The following is a 22,386-nucleotide window of genomic DNA, read 5'->3' on the forward strand; positions in this document are numbered from 1 at the left end:
CCCTTCCCTTCGCGGTGCTCTCGGCTGCCGCTCTCCACGGTAGGCACTCGTCGCAGCGCTGTTAAATGCCGATTACGCTGCTTCTATAGGCGTCAGGTATAGGCGCGGCGAAGGGACGGGCAGACATGGATGTCGAACTCCGCCATCTACGGGCGTTCGCCGCCGTGGCCCATCACCGGTCCTTCACCCGCGCGGCCGAGGAACTGCTGATCAGCCAGCCGGCCCTGAGTCGCACCGTCACACAGCTGGAGTCCGCCCTGAGCGTCCGGCTCCTCGACCGTTCCTCCCGGCACGTCGAGCTGACGCAGTCCGGCACGGAATTCCTCACCCATGTCGAGCACGTCCTGGCCGCCCTGGACCAAGCCCTCGCTGCGGCCCGCAGAGAGATCACGATCAGGCTCGGTTTCAGCTGGCTGCTGCCCGACCCGTGGGCCCAGCGGGCGGCGAACCGCTTCAAGGAAGTCACCGGCGCCTCCGTGGCATTGACCCGCTGCGACGATCCGCTATGGGGCCTGAGGCAGGAGAACATCGACATCGCCCTGGTCCGTGGCGACTTCACAGCCCCCCGGTCGGCCCACGCGGTGCATCTGTACGACGAGCCCCGCATCGCCCTCTGCTCCCAGGACAGCGAGCTGAGCCGGCTCGAACGCGTTGACTGGGCAGACATCCCCCGCTGGCCCCTGGTCGTCAACATCCTCAGCGGCACCACCGGCCCCTGGTCATGGCCGGCCGGACAGCGTCCCGAGCAGATCATCGAGACGGCCAACTTCGACGAATGGCTCGAGTCGGTGGCGGCCAACCGCGGAATCGGTATCGTTCCCGAGATCGCTCAACGCCGCATCAGCCACTCCGCGATCCGCTTCATCCCGCTCACCAACGCACCTCCCAGCCCGGTGAGCCTCGTCAGTCTGCCGCACGCGCAGCAGGCCCTCATCCGCAGTTTCCTCGATTCCGCCGTCTCTGCGGTGAACGAGTGAACTGCCGCCTCCGGAGCGGCCGTCCAGGGCTCCGGACCAGCCCTCGGCCGCGCTCCCCCGCCCGACGAGTCCCGAAGCCCGTCACAGCTTGGAGCCGTTCGGTACGGCACCGTTCTGTCGCTGGCGCGCCTCGACGGGAGCGAGTCGGCATGCCGGCTGACACTTCGTCGGTCCGGTCGGCAACACCGCTGTGAGACGTGACGGCCGTCCATGGCCGCCTCACACAGGCAGTTCGGTGTGCTTCGGAAGGAGCCCGTGCTCGCCTGCGTAGTCCTGCAGCAGTTCGCGCATATGGTGCCGGGCCCGGTGGATGCGGCTGCCGACGGTGTTCGTGGTGACGCCCGTGATGTCGGCGATCTCTCGGTAGGTGAAGCCCTCGACGTCACAGAGGTAGATGGTGACCTGCTGTTCGGTGGGAAGGGCGTGCAGAGCCGCCCGGACGTTCGGGTCGCCGAGGCGGTCCAGCACCTCGGCCTCGGCCGAGCGCAGTCCCGGCAGCACAGGGGAGTCGGCTTGGGCCTGCTCCCCGTTCTCGATCTCACCGGTGCGGCTGTGTGCCGGCTCGCGCCGGGCCTTGCGGTTGTTGTTGAGGAAGGTGTTCGTCAGGATGCGGGCGAGCCATGCTCTGACGTTGGTGCCCTGCTGGAACTGGTCGAAGTGCGCGTACGCCTTGGCGTAGGTCTCCTGCACCAGGTCTTCGGCGTCCACCCGGTTACGGGTCATGCGCAACGCGGCCGAGTACATCCGGCTGCGGAGTTCCAGGGCGGATGCGAAGCCGGGCTTGCCTTCTGCGTCAGGCCTACTCTGCTCCCGAGGTATCTCGTGCGTGCTGCCCTCGGGGACGGCCGACGGCTGCCTCAGGTGCGTCCGGCCCGTCCAGCGGTGGCCGCCGTTCGGACTGCCGCCGGGCAGGGGCTGGTTGGTGCCGGTGCCCCGTCCTCGGTGACGGCCGGTGCTGTCGCCCGTCGTCGGCATCCTGCTCGAAGTGCCGGTGAGGGGACCTGTGCTGGGGTTGGGCATCGATGGTCTGCTCCTGACTGAACCATGCCTCGCGCACTCCGCAGTGCCGAAGGGCGTACCTCGGTTGCGCGGTACGCCCTGTCTCAGCCCTGGGGCAGGCCGAACCGGTAGTGGTCACCGTCGATTTCGAAGAGGTAGGGACGGTCCAGCTTGTCCCAGGCGCCGATCAGGTCGGCGTCGAATGCCGCGTCCCCCAGCGTGTGCAGGATGTTCTGCACCTCGTGGGCGTGGCGCGGGTTCTCGCCCGCCAGCCAGGTGGTCCTGACCTGCGCCTGGGCCTGGGACAGCAGCCGAAGCTCGTGCTCGCGGGCCAGGCGGCGCTCACGGTGCAGCACCCATCGCCAGCCCAGAGCGCTCCCGATGCGCCTGCCCGGCCAACCCGGTCGTGTCCGCGTGCTCGTGAACTCGTTCGTCGCCCTCACTTCGGCTCCTGTCCTCACTGCGCCGTGCCCGTACCGGTCAGGTGCTCTTGGTACGCAGCTCCTCCAGTGACGCCGCTGTCAACCGGTGCGGTGTCCGACCGGGTTCGACCAGTACGACGTTGCAGGCCGCGGCGTGGGTCAGCGCTGCGGTGAAGCTGCCGTCGGTGAACTGCGCCACCGCTCCGCGCGGGGAACGGCCGACCGCGATCGTGTGCGCCTCGACGTCGGCGGCGTACTGAGCGAGGACCCTGCCGGCTGCGGCGTGGTCACCGACGCTGGTGAGCACTTGTCCGGTCGCGGTGATGCCGTGTGCGGCGAGGCGGTCGAGGTGGGCGAGGACCGCGGCGCGTGCGTGGTCGGCGTCCTCGGTGTCGAGGGCCTGTTCCTCGATCACGGCGGTCTCACGTACGTGGACGACTTCCAGCGCGCTGCCCGTCTCGCGGGCGACGGCGGCAGCCGCGTCCACGATCCGGTCGGGGTCGCCGGTGGCGCCCACGGCCACGATGACCGGACGGTATCCGGGAGCCGGGACGGCCCCGATCCGCTCGAGGGTCGGGCGCACCGTCTCGCCGTGGGCCTCCATGTTCTCGGCGGCGCTGACCAGCTTGTGGCCCGAGGCGAGGACGAAGATGGCGAGGATGAAGCTGGCGCCGCCGAGGTAGAACGGGACGCTGAGGTTGGTGGCCTCGGCGAGCTTGCCGGCGACGAAGGGGGCCAGACCGCCTCCGATGAACCGGACGAAGCCGTACGTCGAGGAGGCGACCGATCGCTCGACCGGGGAGACGAGCATGACGGCCTGGGTGGTGAGGGTGTTGTTGATGCCGATGAACGCGCCGCTGACGATGACCGCGACGATCACGGCGGCGGGGGTGTCGACGCCGACGGCGATGACCGTCATGACGATCCCGAGCCCGACCATGTTGGCGTAGAGCACGGGAGCGGTGCCGAATCGTGCCTGCAGGCGAGGTGCGACGAATACGCTGAAGGCGGCGACCAGCAGGCCCCAGCCGGTGAAGACCAGGCCGAGTTGGTGGGCGTCAAGCTTCATGGGGTAGGGCGCGTAGCCCAGCATGGTGAAGAATCCCCAGTTGTACAGCAGCGCCATCATGCCCATGGTGAGCAGCCCGCGGTGCCGCAATGCCTTGAGCGGGGCGCTCAGAGATGTGCGGCGCTCGGGTTTGGGCAGTGCGGGGACGAAGGCGAGGGTGGCGATCAGGGCGATGGCCATGAGTACGGCGACACCGAAGAACGGCCCGCGCCAGCTGATGCTGCCCAGTTCACCGCCGAGCAGCGGACCGACCGCGATGCCGATGCCCAGCGCGGTCTCGTAGAGGATGATCGCTCCGCCGAAGCCGCCGCTGGCCGAGGCGACGATGACCGCCAGGCTGGTCGCGATGAACAGGGCGTTGCCCAGGCCCCATCCCGCACGGAAGCCGACGATGCCGCCGATGGAGCCGGAGGTGCCGGCGAGCGCCGCGAACACGACGATCAGCGCCAAGCCTATGACCAGGGTGCGCTTGGCGCCGATCCGGCTGGACACCCAGCCGACCACCAGCATCGCCACCGCGGTGACGACCAGATAGCTGGTGAAGAGCAGCGACACCTGACTCGGGGTGGCGTGCAGGCTTTCGGCCAGCGAGGGCAGGATCGGGTCGACCAGGCCGATGCCCATGAACGAGATGACGCAGGCGAACGCCACGGCCCAGACGGCACGTGGCTGTTTGAAAGGGCTCGTTGAAGTCCCATGCGGTGCGGTCATTGCCTCTTTTTTCTTCTGGAAGGTCGGCTGTCTTCGATGCCGGCGGTCAGTCGGACGCCTCGGCCTGGACCAGCCGGGCGAGCGCGGGAAGTGCGATGACGACTGCGGTCCGCTCCTTCGGGTCGAGCCGCTCCATCAGCCTCTCCAAGGCTTCGGCGCGCTCGGAGCGCCGCCGTCTGACGAGGTCGGCTCCGGCGTCGGTCGATTCGACCAGCACGCATCGGCGGTCATCGGTACTGGCGACGCGGCGCACCAGCCCGTCGCGTTCCATACGCGTGACCAGCTGTGTCATGGCGGGCTGCGAGACGCCCTCGGCGCGTGCGAGTTCCGTCAGCCGCTGGGATCCCTCGCGGCCGAGGCGCCCCAATGCGGACGAGGCGGCGGTGCTCAGGCCCCCGGCCGTACTGACCTGGCGCACGTACCGCACCAGCTGCTCGAAGGCGACGACCAGCTCTTCGCCGGAGCCGCCGGATTCCATAAGCTCGTTATGCATAACTGCATTATGAATCTATATGGAGTCGACCGTCAATGTGACCCAGGTCTCAGCAGGGTTGTTGAGCGGCCGGCGCGGACAACCCACGGCACAGGCGACTCATGGCCCGCCCGGCACCTCTCCGGACTGCTCACCGGACGCAGGGGCTCCTCCAGTGTGCAGAGCCCCCTTCCCGAGCCCTGGGCCGTGCCTCTCAACTTCGGTGGCGTGAAGGGTTTCGTCGAGGCTCGTAGACTCATGACGTGGCATTCATGAGCACCCCGCACTGCTGCTTCCTGTGATCGGAAGGCGTTGAGGGCGATGTCGGACGGCATCGCCCTCCTTGGTGTGCCTGCTGTGTGAACTACCCCCTTGGCCCTGCCCGTTCCTTCCTGAGGCAGTGACCGTCTGTGCACGCAGGCACGTTCCCTCCCCTTCAGCCGTGCCAGGAGTGCCTCGTGCCCGTGTTGTTTCCCCCTGCCCTCAAACTGTCCCTCGATCTGCTGCGTTGCCCGACGTGCCACACCCGCCGCCTGCACCCCGACTGCGGCGCACTTCGCTGTCCGGCGGGCCACACCTTCAATATCGCCCGCCACGGCTACGCCGGCCTCCTGACGGGCACCCGCGCCACCAGCGGCGACGACGCGGCCATGGTCCAGGCGCGAGACCGCTTCCTGGCCACCGGCAGGTACGCCCCCATCCGCCAGACCGTGGCCCACCTGGCGACCGGCTCGGCCCCTGAACGGGGCACGGTCGTAGACGTCGGGTGCGGCACGGGCTACTACCTGGCCGGCGTTCTCGACCAGCTGCCCGGCGCCCGAGGGCTGGGCCTGGACACGTCGGCGCGCGCGCTGCGCTCGGCAGCGCGAGCCCATGAGCGAGCCGCTGCGGCAACCTGGGATGTCTTCCGTCCCTTCCCGCTGGCTGACGATGTGGCCGACGTGGTGCTGGACGTGTTCGCACCCCGCAATCCAGCCGAGTTCTACCGAGTGCTCCGCCCGGCCGGCCGGCTGATCGTGGTCCGGCCGACGGCGCGGCACCTGGCCGAGCTTCGCGGCCGGGTGCCTGCCATGGTCACCATCGACCCGGCCAAGGAACAGCGCCTGCACGGGACACTGGACCCCTACTTCGAGGCCGTCGTCACCGAACGCGTGGAGTACTCCATGGCCCCGATCGGGCCGGAGGCCCTGGACTTGGTGGGGATGACGCCGAGCGCACGTCACTTGAGCCCCACAGAGTTGGACGATGGCGGGCTCCTGCCCGACCGGCTCACGGTCTCTGTGCTGGCCACCGCCTACACGCCCCGATGCCCACGAGCGGGCGCCTGCGCCTGCTGACCGACGAGCAGTGGGCACGCCTGGCGCCCTGGCTTCCTCACAACATCTGCAGCCGTGTCAGCAGCGGTAGTCACCCGACTACGAAGTTGAGAGACACGGCCTAGTGCCGCTGCGTGCGCAGGGTCTCCAGGAGGCGCAACCAGATCTCGCTGACCGTGGGATAGCTGGGCACGACGTGCCACAAGGTGGGGACAGGGATGCGCCCGACGATCGCCGTGGTCGCGGAGTGCACGAGTTCGGCGATGCCCGCGCCCACGAACGTCGCTCCCAGGACGACGTCCTCGGCGCGGTCCACGACGAGCTTGGCCCGGCCGCGGTAGTCCGCGCTCATGACCCAGGTGCCGGCGAGCGCGGCGAGGTCGTACTCGACGGTCTCGACATCGGCCCCCACGTCCCGTGCCTGCTGCTCGGTCAGGCCGGCGCTGCCGACCTCGGGGGTGGTGAAGACGACCTGGGGCAGCCCGATGTGACCGAGCGCGGCGGACGGCAGGTCGGAGGAGCCGGCCGCGCGTGCCGCGATGACCTCTCCTGCGATACGGGCCTGGTATTTGGCCATGTGTGTGAGCAGTGCCCGGCCGCACACGTCCCCGATGGCGTAGAGCCAGGTGCCGGCCGCGCCCCGCACCCCCTGGTGGTCGTCGACGTCGAGGTAACCGCCAGGGCTCAACCCGACGGTTTCCAGGCCGATGTCATCGGTGTTCGGGGTGCGCCCGGCCGCCACGACGACCTCGTCGGCCACGATGACCGTGCCGTCGTCGAGGGTGACGCGCACCTCGTCGCCGTGCACGCGGCCCTCGCCCGTGTCGCGGGCTCCGGGCCGCTGCACCTCGGCCATGGTCCGTCCGTAGCGCAGTCGTACGCCCGCGTCCTGCAGCGCCTCACCGACGAGCGTCCCCGCGAACGGCTCGTTGCGGGCCAGCAGGCGCGTGCCGCGGTGGACGATCGTCACCTCGGCGGCGCCGAGCCCTTTCAGCCAGGTGGCGGCCTCGCAGGCGACCACACCGCCGCCCAGGACGACGACCCGCCGCGGTACTTCCCGCATCGTGGTCACATCGCGTGAGACCCACGGCAGTGCGGCGCGCAGTCCGGGGATGTCCGGCACGGCCGGGCAGGATCCGGTGTCGATGACGACGGCCTGCCCGGCCGTCAGCTCCCGGCTCGAGCCGTCGGGCCGGCTCACCACGACTCTGCGTTCACCGGCCAGCCGCCCGTAGCCGCGCACCACGTCGATGCCGGTGTTCAGGGCCCATTTCACCTGGGAGCTGTCGTCCAGACCGTTGATCACGACGTCGCGGCGGGCGAGCACGGCGGCGGGGTCCAGCTGTGCCGACACACCGGGCAGATGGGCGGCCGCGTCGACCACCTCCACGGGCCGGAGGAGCGCCTTGCTCGGCATGCACGCCCAGTACGAGCACTCGCCGCCCAGCAGGGCGTTCTCCACGAGCACCGACGACAAGCCGGAGAACTGGCTCGCGTACTGGGCGGCGTTCTCCCCCGCGGCCGCGCCGCCGAGGACGATCACGTCCCACTCGGAGCGATCCGGATCCACCGTCGCGGTCATAAGACCTCCCCTGTCACCCTTCCGCCTGGGCGGCGGCGCACGGAGTGTGCGGAGAACGGCTGCCGTCAGCCCGGCCACGACATGCGACTGCGCAAGCAACGAGGGGCGCCGCAGATCGCCGGGGCCTGAGCCCAGCCTACGAGGAACGGGCCATTCCCTCTCGTTTCACCGCTGAGGAGATCGAGGTTCGGGAGCGACTGCGGAGGTCCGCCGCACGGCCGGGCCGCCCCCTCCCCGCCTCGCGGTCACCTCATGCGGCCAGGCGCTCCACGAGCTGCTTGGCCTTGGCGGCGGCGTCCGCGAGGGCACGCTCACGGGACGCCTCGTAGAGAGGGACCAGCTGGGCCATGGCCGGATTGTGCGGGGCCATGGTCAGTTCAGGGACGATGAAGTCGAGGTCCAGAGCGAGGGCGTCGGCGAGGACGGCCCGCAGGTAGTTCTGGACGTACTCGTAGCCCTCCCGCGGGGTGCCGGGGCCGTACGCGCCTCCCCGGCTGGCTACGACGGTGACCGGGGTGCCCTTGGCGGAGGGGGTCTCACCGGCGGTGCGGCCGAAGAGGATCACGTTGTCCAGCCAGGCCTTGAGGGTCGAGGGGATCGCGTAGTTGTACATCGGGGCGCCGATCAGCACCGCGTCCGCCTGCTCCAGTTCCTCGATCAGCTTGACGCGCTCGGCGAAGGCGCCGGCCTGCTCGGCGGTGCGGGAGTCGGGGTCGGCGAAGCCGGCCGTGTGGGCGTCGGCGGTGATGTGTGGGACGGGGTTCGCTGCCAGGTCGCGGTAGATCACCGTCCCGTCGGGGTGCTGCTCCTGCCAGGTCTTGCGAAAGACGTCCGCCACGGCGCGGGACGCGGACGCGTCGCCCGGGAAGACGGAGGAATCGATGTGCAGCAAGGTGGCCATGGGTGTCTCCATGCAGAACGAGCCCACGTTGAGTACGGGGCTGATGTTTCGTACTTAGCTATATTTAGCACAGGGACTTACTTTTTTTCACCCCCCAACAGCAGAGTAGTACCCTGTACCCATGGCGGTGGAGCAGAAGCACGACCAAGCGGCGTGCAAGCGGGTGGACGGCGGCATCACTCGCGTCTTCCAGCTGCTCGGAAAGCGCTGGAGCGGCCCGATCGTGGCGGTCCTCGTGGAGCAGCCCGCGCACTTCGCCGACCTGCGCCGGGCGATCCCGGGCATCAGCGAGCGCATGCTGTCGGACCGGCTCGCCGAGCTCGGCGCCGCCGGACTGGTGGTACGCGAGGTCGACGAGGGACCTCCGCTGCGCGTCTCCTACCGGCTGACCGAGTCGGGAGCCGCACTGGGACCGGCGCTCAAGGAGCTCGGCGCATGGGCGAAGGAGCACCTGCCGGGGGCCGAGCCCTGCACGGAGGAGTTCTGAGGCTGACGGCCTCGACGGCCGGGCCGTGATCTCGAACCGCCGTCATCGCCGGGGCGGCGCCGACGCCGCCCCACTCACTGACCCGTACGCCGGCATCGCAGCGGCACTGTGTCGTTCGTGGTCTCCCGCCGACCGGACGCGGACGCCTGCCGGCAGGTGTTCAGGTCTCCAGGTGTTCAGCACAGCACGGCGAGCGCTCCGGGCAGAACCCTGGCCGTGACGGGGAGGACGGCGTCCACCTCACCGTCGGTGCCGTAGGGCACATCCCGGTCGGCCTCGATGCGGATCTCCCTGCCCCGGGCGATCCGGACTTCGCCCCGGTTGACGTGCGCGCCTGTCTTGAGCTCGTTCATGAGGGTGAAGAAGAGCCGGCGTGGCGCGTGACGGATCATCACCACCTCGAGCAGGCCGTCGTCGACGCGCGCGTCGGGGGCGATGATCCGGCCGGAGCCGTAGTAGGCGGAGTTGGCGGCCACGACCGTGTAGCCGTGGTGCGTGATTTCCTCGCCGTCGATGGTGACCTGGTATGTGGCCGGGCGCCAGGTGGCGACGGCGCGCAGCCCGCCCGCGTAGTAGGAGGCGGCCCCGCTCAGCAGTCTGGACTGGTTGGCATGGCGGTTGGCGAGCGCGTCGACTCCCGCGTAGACGCTCCCGAGAGCGACGGCGCGGCCCTGGGCGGACTCGACTTCGATGGTGTCGACGTGCCGCGGGTCGTGGTGGAGCAGCGCCTTGGCGAGGGCGGCCGGGTCAGTGGGCAGGTCCAGCGCCCGGGCGAAGTCGTTGCCGCGGCCGGCCGGGACGATGCCGAAGAGCGTGTCGGTGCCGCTCAGTGCCCCGCCGATGCCACCGACGATGCCGTCGCCGCCGACGGCCAGGACGACACGCTGCCGTTCGCCGGCCTGGCGCGCGAGGTCCTGGGCGTGGGCGAGGCTGCGGCTGTACTCGGTCTCCAGTTCGGCGCCGGCCTCCCGCAGCAGCCGGGCCACCTGGAGCAGGGTCGCGACCCCGGTCGAACCGCCCGCGGTGGGGTTGACGATGGCGGTGAACTGTCGCATCGGTGTGCCTCCGAGGGCGGCTGACGATCGTGGACGGACGATGGTAAGGCGGGGACGGACAGGGTGGGAATCAGTCGGTGGGCAGCAGGATGCCCGGGTTGACCAGCCCGTCGGGATCCAGGCGCCGTTTGACCGCTTTGAGGGCCTCGATGCCGAGCGGCCCCGCCTCCCGGACGTACCAGTCGCGGTGGTCGCTGCCGACGCCGTGGTGGTGGCTGATGGTGCCGCCCGCAGCCAGGATCGCCTCGTTCGCGGCGTGCTTGGCGGGCGCCCAGTGGGCCACGGGGTCGTCGCCCTGGGCGCTGACCACGGTGAAGTACAACGACGCGCCGTTCTCGTACACATGGGAGATGTGACACATCACCAGGGGCGGGGTGCCGGCACCCGTGAGCGTGGTGGTGAGCGCCTCCCGCACGGCGGCGTACAACTCAGGGATCCGGGACCAGAAGGCCGCCGTCTCCAGTGTCTCGGCGAACGCTCCCGCGTCCAGCAGCGCGTCGCGCAGGTAGGGCGCCGAGTAGCGGCCGTCGGCCCAGCGCTCTCCCGGTCCCCGGCCCACGTAGCTGCCGCCGCACTCGCGCAGCACGGCCGCCGCACGTTCCCGGCGGTGTGTGGTGTCCTCCTCGGTACCCTCGTAGCCCGCGATCGCCAGGCACCCTTGGGCCTGCTGCACGCCCGAGGAGCCGATGGCCTCGGGCTGGGCGAGGCCGACCAGGGTCTCCGTCTCGTCCGACAGGCGCAGGACGGTCGGCCGCGGCCCGTCCTGGGCCAGACGGCGCAGCGCGGCGACGCCCGCGTCGAAGGAGTCGAAACGCCATCCCTCGTATATGCAGGTGCGTGGGACCGGGCGGATCCGCACGGTCACCGAGGTGATGACGCCGAACGCCCCTTCGGAGCCGAGGACGAGCTGACGCAGGTCGGGTCCGGCGGCCGAGCGGGGGGCACGGCCGACCTCGAGGGTTCCGGCAGGAGTGGCGAGGGTGAGGCCGAGCACCATCTCGTCGAACCGGCCGTAGCCGGCGGACGCCTGGCCGCTGGAGCGCGCGGCGGCGAATCCGCCGATGGTGGCCCATTCGTAGGACTGGGGGAAGTGGCCGAGGGTGAAGCCGCGCTCGGCCAGGAGTGACTCCGCCTGCGGAGCGCGCAGTCCGGGCTGCAGGGTGGCGATGCGGGAGACCGGGTCGAGGGCGAGCAGGCCGTCCATGCGGCGCAGGTCCAGCGCGACGAAGGGCCGCCGCCGCTCGGGGGCGAGGCCGCCGACCACGGAGGTGCCACCGCCGAACGGGACGAGGGCCAGGTCGTGTTCCGCGCAGGCCGTCAGCACGGACTGCACCTCGTCATGGCTCGCCGGGAGCGCCACGGCCGCGGGGACGTCAGCCATGTCTCCCTCGCGGATCCGCAGCAGATCGGGGGTGGACTTGCCGCGGGTGTGCCGGATCCGGGACTCCGCGTCCGTCCGCAGATGCTCCTCGCCGCCGAGGGCGGCGGCCAGGGCCTGGCGTGCGGCGGCGGCCAGGGGCGACTCGGGCACGGCGATGTCTTCCAGGGCCACCGGTTCGGCGCTGCGCGGTTTCACCCCGAGCAGGTCGCGCAGCAGTCCGATCACCGTGTCGGGCAGCGGCGTCGCCCTGGCCGGGTCTCCCCAGCCGCTCCACAGCATGTCCATGGGGCTTGTCCTCACCGGTCGTTCGAGAGTGCCGTCTCTTGTGCGGCCACAGGGGCGTTACACTGTGACACATGACGCCTATTCGTCACAACGCTTCGGACAGCGATCCGGTGCTCGACGCGGTACGCGACTGCGTCCTGGCCGTCGGCGTCCGGCGCACGACCCTCACCGACGTGGCCCGGCGTGCGGGCGTCTCCCGGATGACGCTGTACCGGCGCTGGCCCGATGTACGGTCCCTGGTCGGTGACCTGATGACCCGGGAGTGGATCGAGGCGGCCACCGGAGCGATGCCCGAGCCCACGCCTGGAATGCACGCGCGCACCCGGATCGTGGAGGGGCTGGTCAAAGGCGTCGGCGCCGTCCGCAGCCATCCACTCTTCCGCAAGATCGTCGACGTCGATCCCGAACTGCTCCTTCCCTACGTACTGGACCGGCGCGGAGCCAGCCAGGAAGCCGTCATCGAACTGATCTCCGACGCCCTCGAGCAGGGCCACGCGGACGGGTCCGTACGCCCCGACCATCCCCGACGGCAGGCCAGATCCCTGCTCCTGGTCGCCCAGTCCTTCACCCTGTCGTTGCGCACCATGGCCGACGAGGACGACGCCGAACTGAGCGCCGACGCCTTCTACGCAGAACTGCGGACCATCCTCGAGAGGACCCTGACGCCATGAGCCCCAGCAGCAGCCCGGCCCCCTCGGCGCACCCGGCTCCGGGCTCGTCCCTGACCGCCGCCCGCCGCCGGCGTGAACTCGGCCGGAGCACCGACGGCACGGCGGTGGACGTCCTGGTCGTCGGTCTCGGCGCGACGGGTGCCGGAGCCGCCCTGGACGCCGCCGCCCGCGGGCTCTCGGTCGCCGCCGCGGACGCCCACGACCTGGCCTTCGGTACCTCCCGCTGGAGCTCCAAACTCATCCATGGCGGGCTGCGTTACCTCGCCTCCGCCCAGTTCGACGTCGCCCACGAGAGCGCACGCGAGCGCGGGGTCCTCATGGAGCGCACCGCTCCGCACCTGGTGCGTGCCCAGCCCTTCGTGCTGCCCCTGACCCCCCTGGTCTCCCGTGGCCAGGCCGCTCTGGCCTGGGCCGGCTTCCGCGCCGGTGACACGCTGCGCCTCGCGGCACGCACCGCTCGTTCGACGCTGCCCGCACCGCGCAGACTCTCCGCGGCGGAGACCCGGCACCTCGCCCCCGCGCTGCGCACCACCGGACTCCGCGGCGGCCTTCTGTCCTGGGACGGCCGCGTGATCGACGACGCCCGTCTGGTCACCGCCGTCGCCCGTACGGCCGCCGCCCACGGCGCACGTATCCTCACCCGCGTCCGCGCACTGGAGATCACCCGCTCCGGCGCCCGTGTACGGGACGAACTCACCGGTGAGGAGGGCGAGATCCGGGCCCGCGCCGTCATCAACGCCACCGGCGTGTGGGCGGGCGGCCTGGTGGAGGGCGTCCGCATCCGGCCCTCCCGCGGCACCCACCTCGTACTGCGGACGGACCACCTCGGAGCCATGCCCGCCGGGCTGCACATCCCGATCCCGGGCGAGACCAACCGCTTCGTCCTCGTCCTGCCCCAAGGAGACGGCCGGGTCTACGTCGGCCTCACCGACGAACCCGTGGACGGCGACATCCCCGACGTACCCCAGGTACCCGAGACCGACATCGGTTTCCTGCTCGACGTCCTCGGCTCCGCCCTGGACGTCCCGGTCCACCGCCACGACGTGGTGGGCGCCTTCGCGGGACTGCGCCCCCTGCTGGACACCACACCCGCGGCGGGCTCGGGGGCGCCGGCGGGCACCGCCGACATCTCCCGCAAACACGCGGTGCTCACCTCGCCGGAGGGCGTGATCACGATCGTCGGCGGCAAACTCACCACCTACCGGCGCATGGCCGAGGACGCCGTCGACACGGCCATCGCCGCACACCGCCTCCCTGCCGGGCCGTCCACCACGACCGCGGTTCCCCTTGTGGGCGCGGCACCGCCGCAGGTACTCGCCGAACTCCGCGCGCCCCGACGCCTCATCAGCCGCTACGGCACCGAGGCGCCGGCCGTTCACGCCCTGACCGAGCAAGACCCCCGGCTCGCCGAACCCGTTCTGGAAGGCCACCCGGTGACCCGCGCGGAACTGCTGTGGGCCGTACGCCACGAAGGAGCCCTCGACACGGCGGACCTCCTGGACCGCCGCACCCGCATCGGCCTGGTGCCCGCCGACCGCGCCGACGCGATGCGTACGACACACGAGCTGCTCGGTGACACCTTCGACGCCGACTGACACGTCGTCGCGGCGGAGTTCGGGAGGTCGCAAAAGCACCGGCCGGCCGGCGCATCGCAGCCCGTTGGGACAACGCGGCGATCGCCCACTGCGCCACGGGGACGGTGCGGCGCCGAGGGCCGGGCTCCTGAGGGGAACCCTCAGGAGCCCGGCCCTCTTTCGGACGCGCGTAGAACTCGGGCACCATCGCCGTGCACCACCTGCACAGCCGCCCCACAGGAAAGCACGGCCCGATCGCAGGAAGGTCCCCACATGAAGATCCGCTCCGCCCTCATGGCCCTCGCGCTCACCATCGCCCCCGGACTCGCCGTCCTCGGCAGCGCCGGGGACGCACTGGCCGCCCAGGACACCGCCCAGGCCGCGGCGGTCACCAAGATCTCCCACGCCACGGCCACCTCGATGTTCCGCCAGGTGGGCATCACCTGGTCGTCCTCCGGCAACTGCTCCGACCGCAACAACCCGACCTGCACGTCGTTCGAGCAGCTCAACCTCGCCACCGCCCAGGGCGCGCAGACGCTCAAGCGGGCCTCGGGCTGCGCGCTGAACATCACCGGCGGGACCGAGACCGGCCACGCCTCCGGCACGTACTCGCACTGGAACGGCTACAAGCTGGACTACGGCAAGAACACCTGCGTCACCAACTACATCAAGAACAGCTTCACCTACATCGGTCTGCGCGGCGACGGAGCACCCCAGTACCAGTCCGGTTCCGGCAACATCTACGCCGACGAGGGCAACCACTGGGACGTCCTCTACTACAACTGCGGAGGCTGCTGAGCGGCTGACGGCAGCCGGCCGAGCGGCACGGTGCACAGGGGCCCCGGCGACCGTCGTCGCCGGGGCCGTTCGCCACCGGACGAGTGGCGGCAGAGCTCGTCGGCAGGTGCGGGACGGCGGGCGGGCCCGCCCGCCGGGTCCAGGGCGCGATCGCGCGCCCCGGCCGCCCTTCTGCGTCCCCCCTCCGTTGATCGGGCCACCGCGTGCGATGCTGGAGCAGGGATCATGACGGGACGCGGAACAGAACACGCGGAGTGAGGGTGGCGGGTCGGTCGGTGCGGGTGGCGCTGCGGGATCGCATCGCGGCATCGGACCCGGGACTGCTGCGGCTGACCGCCGGCCTGAGAACGGTGTCGTCCATCGCGCTTACACTCGCTGTCCTGGCCCCGGTGGGCGTCGGCGTGCCCCATCTGGTGGCGGGCGCCATGTCGGCGATGGTCGCGACCTTCGCCATCCGCGACAAGGAGCGGTCCGGGCAGGCCGTCACCCTCGCCGTGGGACTGATCGTGGCGCTGGTCGCCGTATCGCTCGGCGCGCTCCTCAACTCCCGCCTCGTGGCCGGGGACGCCTTCTTCGTCGTGCTCATCTTCTGCGCCGTGTACAGCCGGCGCTTCGGCGACCGCGCCACGGCGCTGGGACTGATCGGGTTCCAGGTCTACTTCCTCTCGTTGTTCGTCAGCGCGACCGTCCCGGTGCTGCCGCAGCTCTACGGCGCCATCGCCGTCGCCTTCGTCTGCAGTGCCCTGGTGCGCTTCGCCCTCGTGCCCGAGACGCCCTCGGGCATCCTGGACCGTCTGCGCCGTGCCTTCAGAGCCCGCCTCGGCCAACTGATCCTGGCGCAGATCGCCTTGCTCGACGCCGACGCCGACGACGTGGAGAAGGCCCTCGAGGAAGTGCGGCACAGGACGGCCGCGCTGCACGAGACCGCCATGCTGATCCAGGCACGGCTGGATCAGGGGACCTCCGACGCGAAGACGGCCCGGCTCGTGCAGCGCCGTATCGCCGATGCCGAGATCGCCTCTGAACGGCTGGGGCTCCTGCTGCTCACCGCGCGCAGCGCCGAGCGTGCCGACACGCTGACTCTGCATCTGCCGGGCGCCTACCTGCCCTCGAGGGGACCGCTGGCCGAGCACGACGAGACGGCCTCGACGCTGCGCCGCGACCTCGAGGCGCTGCGCCTTCTCGTCCTGCGTCCCGTCGCCGACGCCGAGGGCACCGCCTGGTCCCATGTGCGCAACCGGCTCCTCGGCTACCGGGAGGAGGACCATCTGCCGCTCGCGCCGGCCGCCGTTCAGGATGTGTTCCGGGGCATCGGAGAAACGGCGCGGGCGGTCCTCGGGCTGCGGATCGCGCTCGGTGGAGCCCCGGACGAGTCGGAGGACACCCCCGCGACCGCCCGCTCGCGTGAAGAGATCGACGCCGAGGACGCGGCCATCAGCGGCAGCGAGGAGGAGGGGCAGGAAGGCGCGCAACGCACCGGGCTGGACCGCCCGACGACCCGTGCCGCGGTTCAGGTGGCGGTGGGCTCCTCGCTCGCCATCGTCGGCGGCGAGTTCCTCTCCAGTCATCGCTGGTACTGGGCGGTGCTGACCTGCTGGATCGTGTTCATCAACACCTCGTCCACCGGCGAGATCCTCGTCAAGGGGTACCGCCGCCTGATCGGCACGATTCTCGGCGTGGTGGCAGGCATCGGCCTGGCAGGGCTGGTCGGGCACCACACCTGGACCGCGTTCGCGCTGGTGTTGCTGTTCATCTTCGCGATGTTCTACACCGCACCGCTCTCCTACACGTTGATGTCCTTCTTCGTCACGGCGATGCTGGGCCTCCTCTAGACGCTCCTCAACACCTACAGCCTCTCCGTGCTGGTGCTGCGCATCGCGGAAACGGCGCTGGGCGCGGTCTGCGGAATCGTCGCGGCGGCCCTGGTCCTCCCCGTTCACACCGATCGCCGTACGAACGAACTGCTCAGCTCCGTGCTGGAGCAGCTCGCGGACGTCACCGACGCCGCAGTCGACCAGCTCAGCGGAGGGCCCGCGGCGGACCTCCTCGACAAGGCACGCGACCTGGACCGGACGCTGGCCGACCTGGCGGCCGCCACGCAGCCGCTGACCCATCCGATCACACCCCTGCGGGCCCGGCGGGACACCGCACGCTATGTCGTCGCGCTGCTGGAGACCTGCGGATATCACGCCCGCTCACTCGCGGCGACGGCGGAACTGCTGCCCGAGCACCCCTCGATCGCGGCGGATCCCCGACTGCGCGGAGCGGGCATGCGCATCGTGGGCAACATCCGGGCGATCGCCGCGCACGTCGCGGACGAGGGCAGCACCGCTCGCATCGAGACCGGGCCGAGCATCGCCTCCATGCTTCAGCCGGGAACTCTGGGCGCACCCCGGTACGACCGCGTCACCGACCGCGTGCTGCGTCATCTGCAGCGCCTGGACGAGGTGGTGGCCGGGTTGGCCCGTCCGCTCGGCGTCCCGGCCCCGGCGCCGGAGCAGTGACCTGGCAGGACGGCCCGGGACCGGCGGTGCCTTGGGGAGCAGTCAGGATGCCGGCCCCACCGTCTGGACATGCCGTCAGCCCCGGCCGGGCGGCCGAGGCTGACGGGACAGAGCCGGAGACGGGTCAGTGGGCCGGTGCCTCGGTGACCACCACTTCGTCGATGCTCTGCTCGATCTCCGCGGGCTTGGACGCTGTGGCCCTCGCCCAGTTGTAGATGACCAGGGAGAAGACCGCGACCACCACGATGTCCCACCACAGCGGGATGTGGTTCTGGCCGCCGAAGCCGCCCTGCCAGGAGATCAGGCCCAGGCCCACCAGGTAGGGCGGAAGCCACTGGGCGGCCTTCCAGTCCAGCCGGGGCGCGTCCTGCAGGTTCTTCCGGGTGGCGTACCAGGCGTAGCCGCCGAGGAGCACGTAGCCCAGCAGGATCGCGATGCCAAGACGCCACAGCGTGTCCCAACCGGCCCAGTAGATGATGAGGTTGGCGACCACGAAGGACAGCGGGGAGATCACCTTGCCGCCGGGCAGGCGGTAGGGGCGCTCGTGGTTCGGGAGCCGGTCGGCGAAGACGCCGTACGCCAGCGGAGCACCGGCGTACATCAGGACGCTCGCCGAGGTGATGAAGCCGACCAGCTCCTGCCAGCTCGGGAAGGGCAGGAAGCAGACCACGCCGGTCACGAAAGAGATCCCCAGCCCGAACCACGGGACGCCGCGCGCGTCGATCTTCTCGAAGAGCTTCGGCGCGTAGCCGTTCTTGGCCAGGCCGTAGGAGACGCGGGAGGTCGCGGTGGTGTAGATCAGCCCGGTGCCACCGGGGGAGATCACGGCGTCGATGTACAGCACCACACTCAGCCAGCCGAGACCGACCACCGTCGCCAGACCCGCCCAGGGGCCGCTGATGCCGGGGAAGTCGAGCTTGGCCCAGCCGTGCGCGAAGGAGCTGTGCGGCAGCGCGCCGATGAACACGACCTGGAGCAGGACGTAGATGACCGCGCCGATGGCGACGGATCCGAGGGTGGCGAGCGGCAGGTCCCGCTTCGGGTTGCGGCTCTCGCCGGCCAGCTGGATCGCCTGCTCGAAGCCGAGCAGGGCGAAGATGATGCCGCTGGAGCTGATGGCACCGAGGACGCCCTTGGCGCCGAAGGGGGCGAAGCCCCCGGCGGTGAAGTTGTGCGGGTGGAAGTTGCCCACCGCGATGATGAAGATCGCACCCAGCGGCACCGCGATCTTCCACCAGGTAGCCGCGCTGTTGGTGTGCGCCAGGACGCGGACGCCCAGGAAGTTGACGGCCACGAAGACGGCCATCAGGACGACGGCTACGGCGAAGCCGCTGGTCGTCAGGGTGCCGTCGGCGTGCTGGAAGCCCTTGGCGAAGTCCCAGTGAGCGGCGTAGCCGATCATGGCCTCGACCTCGATCGGGGCCACGGTCGCCGCCTGCAGCCAGGAGAACCAGCCGAAGGACATACCGGCCAGGCCGCCGAAGGCGTAGTGGGGGTATCGGGCGGTGCCGCCCGCGACCGGGAACATGCCGCCGAGTTCGGCGTGCACGAGCGCCAGCAGGACGATGGCCACCGCGCCGATCAGCCAGGAGATGATCGCCGCCGGACCGGCCGTCACGACCGCCTTCTCGGCGCCGTAGAGCCATCCGGAACCGATGATGGAACCGACCGAGGCCCACATCAGTCCGATCAGGCCGACGTCGCGGCGAAGACCGGTCGTCTTCCGCGCGACATCGGGGGCTGCATGGTCGACATTCACCATGTCAAGAGGCCTCTCGTTATCTGAACAGGGATTTAACGCTCGACGGCGGCTCACCATAGGAATGCGATTTGCTCAGCAGAAAGGCCGTGGCCTCAGATTTGACTGTTTACTAGGGGATTCCTTTACCCACGCTTTGCGCAGTTCAGCCTGGGCGTGATGAATGTCACTATTCAGCAGAGGGGTACGAGAAGAAGGTAAGACACACGGGTTCCGGGTCGGAATGCCCGACGCGCGACGGGCATTTCCTCCATGGGCATGCCCCGATGCCGAACCGGCTCAGCCTGTCAGTGGAGACAGCACCCACCCGGGTCATCGACACCGGTCATCGCAAGGGCGCCGCCGTGGATCGCCCCTGCGCCGCTCCATTCAGAAGCGACACCGCTTAGTCCGATGAAAAGGAACTGTTGGACTTCAGGATCACGCTGCAGCAGTGTGGACATGTCCCCTCGAACCCGACCGGGACAGCCAGCACTGCACCACCCGGAGACCACCCGATGACCTACGTCGCAGATCCTGAGCGCTACAACGGCACCATGCGCTACCGCCGCACCGGCCGCTCCGGACTCGACCTCCCCGTCCTGTCCCTCGGCTACTGGCACAACTTCGGCGACGACCGCCCGTTCGAGACCCAACGGGAGATCGCCCTGCGTGCGTTCGACCTGGGGATCACCCACCACGATCTCGCCAACAACTACGGCCCGCCGTACGGCTCTGCCGAGATCAACTTCGGGCGCCTGATGAAGCAGGACCTCGCGCCGTACCGGGACGAGATGGTCATCTCCACCAAGGCCGGCTGGGACATGTGGCCGGGCCCCTACGGCCAGGGCGGTGGCTCCCGGAAGTACGTCCTCGCCTCGCTCGACCAGTCGCTGCGGCGCACGGGACTGGACTACGTCGACATCTTCTACTCCCACCGGCTCGACGCCACGACTCCGCTCGAGGAGACGATGGGGGCACTCGACACCGCGGTCCGCCAGGGCAAGGCCCTCTACGTCGGCATCTCCTCCTACGACGCGCAGCGCACCCGGGAGGCGGCGGCCATCCTGCGCGAGCTGGGTACGCCGCTGCTCATCCACCAGCCGTCGTACAACATGGTCAACCGCTGGATCGAGAACGAAGGCCTGCTCGATGTGGCCAAGGAGGAGGGCTTCGGTGTCATCGGTTTCACCGCCCTCGCCCAGGGGCTGCTGACCGGGCGCTACCTCGACGGCATCCCCACGGACTCGCGGGCCGCGCAGGACAAGTCCTTCGACACCACCTGGCTGTCGCAGGACATGCTGCACAGGCTGCGCGCCCTCAACGACATCGCGGCCCGCCGTGGGCAGACCCTCGCGCAGATGGCTCTCGCCTGGGCGCTTCGCGACGCACGCGTCACCTCGCTCGTCATCGGCGCTTCTCGCGTCGAACAGCTCGAGCAGAACGTCGCGGCGCTCGAGAATCCCGACTTCAGCGACGAGGAACTGGCGGAGATCGACAAGTACGCCACCGACGCCGGCGTCGACCTGTGGCAGAGCGCCCGCCTCGGCGAGCTCGGCTGACCGGCCGCGCTGGCCGGATCCCGGTCGGCGCGGCGTTCGCGGTCCGACCGTCCCGACCCATGCGCGGCCCCCGGCACCTCCGATGACTCAGGGAGGCGCCGGGGGCCGCACTCGTCGCGCGGGCCGCTAGTCGCGCAGCTCCGGCGGCTCGCTGTCCAGTCCGACATCGGTGACGACGTCGTAGCCGACCGCGGCATGTCCGGGCGTGGGGTGGGCTATGTCGGCGCCGAGATCGAAGGCGGCGCCGTCCATCGCCTGCGCCAGCTCCTCCTCCTCGCGGCGCAGAACCGCTTCATGGTGGTGCTCAGTCATGCGTTCGACAAGACCTCGGATGTTTTCGTGGTGTTCCTTGGGGACATCGGCTTCGCTCATGGCCTCCATGGTCGAGGGCGTGCACCGGGCCGGACAACGGAGGATGGGGTGCAGGCGGCGGGGTGTGCACTCACGGGACAGGACTGTGCAGTCCTGGGCCACGCACGCCCGGAAGGGCAGTCCGGACGGCGCATCCGCCCGGGCAGGCCGTCACTCTCGGCCACTGGCGCTGACCTGCCGAGTTGCCGGCCCCGCCGTTCACATCCGCCCTGGTTTATTGTTCAATTAACAGGGGCGTCACGAGGAGGTCGCGCCATGACGGAACTCGGTCTGAGCGAGACGGTCGGCATTCTGCGGCAGCCGGGCGTGCGGCCACGGTTCAGCAGCGCGGGCCTCGGATGGGAGCGCCTGTTCCTCTCGGCGCAGGAGGAGCAGCCCTACCACGCCGAATTCGGTCCGGCCCCCACACATCTGCTGATCCTGCACCTCAGCGGACCGGTCACCGTGCGGCGAGGACGCGGCCGGGGCACGCGGTCGGAAAAGATCCCCGCCGGTGGGCTGTTCCTGCAGCCGGCCGGCCGGACCCTGTCCGTCGAGCTCGGCGGACGGCTCGACACGGTGCACGCCTACCTCACGGACGAGGCGCTGCGCGATGCCAATGACGGACGGCCCGTGGAGCTGTCGGAGGAACTCGGTGTGACCGATCCGCTCGCCGAGCAGCTTCTGCTCGCGCTGGAGAGCACGGCCCGACGCTGGGAACCGTCCGCCCGGACGTACGCCGACCATCTGACGGGGATGCTCGCCGCGCAGCTGGTCCAGCGCCACGGCACCGCGGCGAACACGCCGCGCCCTGTCCCGTCCGGCCTCTCCGACCGGCAGCTGGCCGCCGTGCTGGAGCTCATGGAAGAGCGCCTCGCCGAACCACTGCCGATCGCCGACCTCGCCGCGGCCGTCTCGCTCAGCTGCAGCCAGTTCACACGGCAGTTCCGGGCGAGCACAGGTGAGTCGCCGCACCAGTACCTCCTCTCCCTGCGACTGAAGCAGGCGACGCGGCTGCTGCGCACGGGGACCATGCCGATCGGGGAGGTGGCCGCCGAGTGCGGTTTCTCCCACCAGGAGCATCTGACGCGGGTGATGCGCGCCCGGCTCGGCACGACCCCGGCCGCCCTGCGCCGGGCGGGCTGAGACCGCGGCGCGGGCCGGGCTGCCACGTCAGCGTTCCAGTACGAGGGCCAGCGCCTGGCCCACTCCGATGCACAGAGCCGCAAGCCCCGTGCCGGTGCCCGCCGCGCCGAGCTGGTGGGCCACCGCTCCGGCGATCCGGGCACCCGACGCACCCAGCGGGTGGCCGATGGCGATGGCACCGCCAGCAGGATGCCGAGACCGCGGCCGTCCACGCCGCAGTTGTTCGAGACCACATGGAGGTCGCGCGCCCCGCTCGCGTGCAGGGCGCCGATCAGGGTCTCCGGCACACCGCTGAGGCCGAAGCCGCCCACGGCGAACGACTGTCCGTCCGCCACGTCCGCCAGGGCCTCCTCGGCCGAGGCCACCTGCTTGTCCATGTCCGGTC

18 protein-coding genes and 3 pseudogenes are annotated in these 22,386 nt (G+C 70.4%); 9 read left to right on the forward strand and 12 right to left on the reverse strand.

The window, feature by feature from the left end; genetic code table 11:
• Nucleotides 1-125 precede the first annotated feature (125 nt).
• On the forward strand, nt 126-977 hold the full coding sequence (locus ACWDA7_RS19720) for a LysR family transcriptional regulator (RefSeq protein WP_450605546.1): 852 nt from the start codon (nt 126-128) through the stop codon (nt 975-977).
• 219 nt (nt 978-1,196) lie between these two features.
• On the opposite strand, the gene ACWDA7_RS19725 is transcribed toward ACWDA7_RS19720, so the two are convergent.
• From ACWDA7_RS19725 to ACWDA7_RS19740, 4 genes are all read right to left on the reverse strand, one after another.
• Nucleotides 1,197-1,997 (reverse strand): sigma-70 family RNA polymerase sigma factor, encoded by an 801-nt coding sequence (locus ACWDA7_RS19725; RefSeq protein WP_450605547.1) that lies wholly within the window; start codon nt 1,995-1,997, stop codon nt 1,197-1,199.
• Between the two features lie 83 nt (nt 1,998-2,080).
• Entirely contained in the window at nt 2,081-2,419 is a 339-nt protein-coding gene (locus tag ACWDA7_RS19730; protein ID WP_450605548.1) for a hypothetical protein, read from the reverse strand.
• Between the two features lie 37 nt (nt 2,420-2,456).
• The gene (locus ACWDA7_RS19735) at nt 2,457-4,178 is read right to left on the reverse strand and encodes an MFS transporter (protein WP_450605549.1); all 1,722 of its coding nucleotides are present in this window, start codon (nt 4,176-4,178) and stop codon (nt 2,457-2,459) included.
• 46 nt (nt 4,179-4,224) lie between these two features.
• Entirely contained in the window at nt 4,225-4,671 is a 447-nt protein-coding gene (locus ACWDA7_RS19740) for a MarR family winged helix-turn-helix transcriptional regulator (RefSeq protein WP_450605550.1), read from the reverse strand.
• Between the two features lie 437 nt (nt 4,672-5,108).
• On the opposite strand from ACWDA7_RS19740, the gene ACWDA7_RS19745 reads away from it, so the two are divergent.
• On the forward strand, nt 5,109-5,987 hold the full coding sequence (locus ACWDA7_RS19745) for a methyltransferase domain-containing protein (protein ID WP_450605551.1): 879 nt from the start codon (nt 5,109-5,111) through the stop codon (nt 5,985-5,987).
• Nucleotides 5,988-6,087: 100 nt separating this feature from the next.
• On the opposite strand, the gene ACWDA7_RS19750 is transcribed toward ACWDA7_RS19745, so the two are convergent.
• Complete coding sequence (locus ACWDA7_RS19750; RefSeq protein WP_450605552.1) at nt 6,088-7,548, reverse strand: dihydrolipoyl dehydrogenase family protein; 1,461 nt, start codon at nt 7,546-7,548, stop codon at nt 6,088-6,090.
• A 250-nt stretch (nt 7,549-7,798) separates the two neighbouring features.
• Nucleotides 7,799-8,449, reverse strand: a complete 651-nt coding sequence (locus tag ACWDA7_RS19755; RefSeq protein WP_359392786.1) for an FMN-dependent NADH-azoreductase — start codon at nt 8,447-8,449, stop codon at nt 7,799-7,801.
• Between the two features lie 121 nt (nt 8,450-8,570).
• Here ACWDA7_RS19755 and ACWDA7_RS19760 point away from each other — a divergent pair, with 121 nt between their 5' ends.
• The gene (locus tag ACWDA7_RS19760) at nt 8,571-8,936 is read left to right on the forward strand and encodes a winged helix-turn-helix transcriptional regulator (RefSeq protein ID WP_450605553.1); all 366 of its coding nucleotides are present in this window, start codon (nt 8,571-8,573) and stop codon (nt 8,934-8,936) included.
• A gap of 176 nt (nt 8,937-9,112) precedes the next feature.
• On the opposite strand, the gene ACWDA7_RS19765 is transcribed toward ACWDA7_RS19760, so the two are convergent.
• Entirely contained in the window at nt 9,113-9,991 is an 879-nt protein-coding gene (locus ACWDA7_RS19765) for a YegS/Rv2252/BmrU family lipid kinase (RefSeq protein WP_450605554.1), read from the reverse strand.
• A 70-nt stretch (nt 9,992-10,061) separates the two neighbouring features.
• Entirely contained in the window at nt 10,062-11,657 is a 1,596-nt protein-coding gene (locus tag ACWDA7_RS19770; RefSeq protein WP_450605555.1) for an FAD-binding oxidoreductase, read from the reverse strand.
• Nucleotides 11,658-11,728: 71 nt separating this feature from the next.
• Here ACWDA7_RS19770 and ACWDA7_RS19775 point away from each other — a divergent pair, with 71 nt between their 5' ends.
• From ACWDA7_RS19775 to ACWDA7_RS19790, 4 genes and pseudogenes are all read left to right on the forward strand, one after another.
• Nucleotides 11,729-12,328 (forward strand): TetR/AcrR family transcriptional regulator, encoded by a 600-nt coding sequence (locus tag ACWDA7_RS19775; protein WP_450605556.1) that lies wholly within the window; start codon nt 11,729-11,731, stop codon nt 12,326-12,328.
• The gene (locus tag ACWDA7_RS19780; protein WP_450605557.1) at nt 12,325-13,923 is read left to right on the forward strand and encodes a glycerol-3-phosphate dehydrogenase/oxidase; all 1,599 of its coding nucleotides are present in this window, start codon (nt 12,325-12,327) and stop codon (nt 13,921-13,923) included. Before ACWDA7_RS19775 ends, ACWDA7_RS19780 begins: the two co-directional genes overlap by 4 nt.
• A 252-nt stretch (nt 13,924-14,175) precedes the next feature.
• Entirely contained in the window at nt 14,176-14,700 is a 525-nt protein-coding gene (locus tag ACWDA7_RS19785; RefSeq protein ID WP_359392774.1) for a hypothetical protein, read from the forward strand.
• Nucleotides 14,701-14,954: 254 nt separating this feature from the next.
• Nucleotides 14,955-17,204: pseudogene (locus tag ACWDA7_RS19790) on the forward strand (FUSC family protein).
• Nucleotides 17,205-17,328: 124 nt separating this feature from the next.
• Here ACWDA7_RS19790 and ACWDA7_RS19795 read toward each other — a convergent pair.
• Nucleotides 17,329-18,966: an APC family permease gene (locus tag ACWDA7_RS19795; RefSeq protein WP_450605558.1), complete on the reverse strand. Its 1,638-nt coding sequence runs from the start codon at nt 18,964-18,966 to the stop codon at nt 17,329-17,331.
• Between the two features lie 494 nt (nt 18,967-19,460).
• On the opposite strand from ACWDA7_RS19795, the gene mgrA reads away from it, so the two are divergent.
• The gene (mgrA, locus tag ACWDA7_RS19800; protein ID WP_450605559.1) at nt 19,461-20,504 is read left to right on the forward strand and encodes an L-glyceraldehyde 3-phosphate reductase; all 1,044 of its coding nucleotides are present in this window, start codon (nt 19,461-19,463) and stop codon (nt 20,502-20,504) included.
• Nucleotides 20,505-20,630: 126 nt separating this feature from the next.
• Here the strand turns inward: mgrA and ACWDA7_RS19805 are convergent, their stop codons facing one another.
• Entirely contained in the window at nt 20,631-20,876 is a 246-nt protein-coding gene (locus ACWDA7_RS19805; RefSeq protein WP_450605560.1) for a hypothetical protein, read from the reverse strand.
• Between the two features lie 255 nt (nt 20,877-21,131).
• On the opposite strand from ACWDA7_RS19805, the gene ACWDA7_RS19810 reads away from it, so the two are divergent.
• Nucleotides 21,132-22,001 (forward strand): helix-turn-helix domain-containing protein, encoded by an 870-nt coding sequence (locus ACWDA7_RS19810; protein WP_450605561.1) that lies wholly within the window; start codon nt 21,132-21,134, stop codon nt 21,999-22,001.
• A gap of 27 nt (nt 22,002-22,028) precedes the next feature.
• Here the strand turns inward: ACWDA7_RS19810 and ACWDA7_RS19815 are convergent.
• Both ACWDA7_RS19815 and ACWDA7_RS19820 read right to left on the reverse strand, forming a co-directional pair.
• Nucleotides 22,029-22,190, reverse strand: a pseudogene (locus ACWDA7_RS19815) (3-oxoadipyl-CoA thiolase); the annotation flags it as partial.
• Nucleotides 22,181-22,378 (reverse strand): annotated as a pseudogene (locus ACWDA7_RS19820) (CoA-transferase); the annotation flags it as partial. The pseudogenes ACWDA7_RS19820 and ACWDA7_RS19815, both read right to left, overlap by 10 nt.
• Between the last annotated feature and the right edge of the window lie 8 nt (nt 22,379-22,386).

This window comes from Streptomyces sp. NPDC001156 (genome assembly GCF_053598275.1).

What these genes read in the sequence shown, in the direction of transcription:
- ACWDA7_RS19795 (WP_450605558.1), bottom strand. Translation starts at nt 18,966, where the DNA reads ATGGTGAATGTCGACCATGCAGCCCCCGATGTCGCGCGGAAGACGACC.
- ACWDA7_RS19725 (WP_450605547.1), bottom strand. Translation starts at nt 1,997, where the DNA reads ATGCCCAACCCCAGCACAGGTCCCCTCACCGGCACTTCGAGCAGGATG.
- ACWDA7_RS19735 (WP_450605549.1), bottom strand. Translation starts at nt 4,178, where the DNA reads ATGACCGCACCGCATGGGACTTCAACGAGCCCTTTCAAACAGCCACGT.
- ACWDA7_RS19785 (WP_359392774.1), top strand. Translation starts at nt 14,176, where the DNA reads ATGAAGATCCGCTCCGCCCTCATGGCCCTCGCGCTCACCATCGCCCCC.
- ACWDA7_RS19775 (WP_450605556.1), top strand. Translation starts at nt 11,729, where the DNA reads ATGACGCCTATTCGTCACAACGCTTCGGACAGCGATCCGGTGCTCGAC.
- ACWDA7_RS19720 (WP_450605546.1), top strand. Translation starts at nt 126, where the DNA reads ATGGATGTCGAACTCCGCCATCTACGGGCGTTCGCCGCCGTGGCCCAT.
- ACWDA7_RS19760 (WP_450605553.1), top strand. Translation starts at nt 8,571, where the DNA reads ATGGCGGTGGAGCAGAAGCACGACCAAGCGGCGTGCAAGCGGGTGGAC.
- mgrA (WP_450605559.1), top strand. Translation starts at nt 19,461, where the DNA reads ATGACCTACGTCGCAGATCCTGAGCGCTACAACGGCACCATGCGCTAC.
- ACWDA7_RS19780 (WP_450605557.1), top strand. Translation starts at nt 12,325, where the DNA reads ATGAGCCCCAGCAGCAGCCCGGCCCCCTCGGCGCACCCGGCTCCGGGC.
- ACWDA7_RS19765 (WP_450605554.1), bottom strand. Translation starts at nt 9,991, where the DNA reads ATGCGACAGTTCACCGCCATCGTCAACCCCACCGCGGGCGGTTCGACC.
- ACWDA7_RS19810 (WP_450605561.1), top strand. Translation starts at nt 21,132, where the DNA reads ATGACGGAACTCGGTCTGAGCGAGACGGTCGGCATTCTGCGGCAGCCG.
- ACWDA7_RS19755 (WP_359392786.1), bottom strand. Translation starts at nt 8,449, where the DNA reads ATGGCCACCTTGCTGCACATCGATTCCTCCGTCTTCCCGGGCGACGCG.
- ACWDA7_RS19805 (WP_450605560.1), bottom strand. Translation starts at nt 20,876, where the DNA reads ATGAGCGAAGCCGATGTCCCCAAGGAACACCACGAAAACATCCGAGGT.
- ACWDA7_RS19770 (WP_450605555.1), bottom strand. Translation starts at nt 11,657, where the DNA reads ATGGACATGCTGTGGAGCGGCTGGGGAGACCCGGCCAGGGCGACGCCG.
- ACWDA7_RS19740 (WP_450605550.1), bottom strand. Translation starts at nt 4,671, where the DNA reads ATGCATAACGAGCTTATGGAATCCGGCGGCTCCGGCGAAGAGCTGGTC.
- ACWDA7_RS19750 (WP_450605552.1), bottom strand. Translation starts at nt 7,548, where the DNA reads ATGACCGCGACGGTGGATCCGGATCGCTCCGAGTGGGACGTGATCGTC.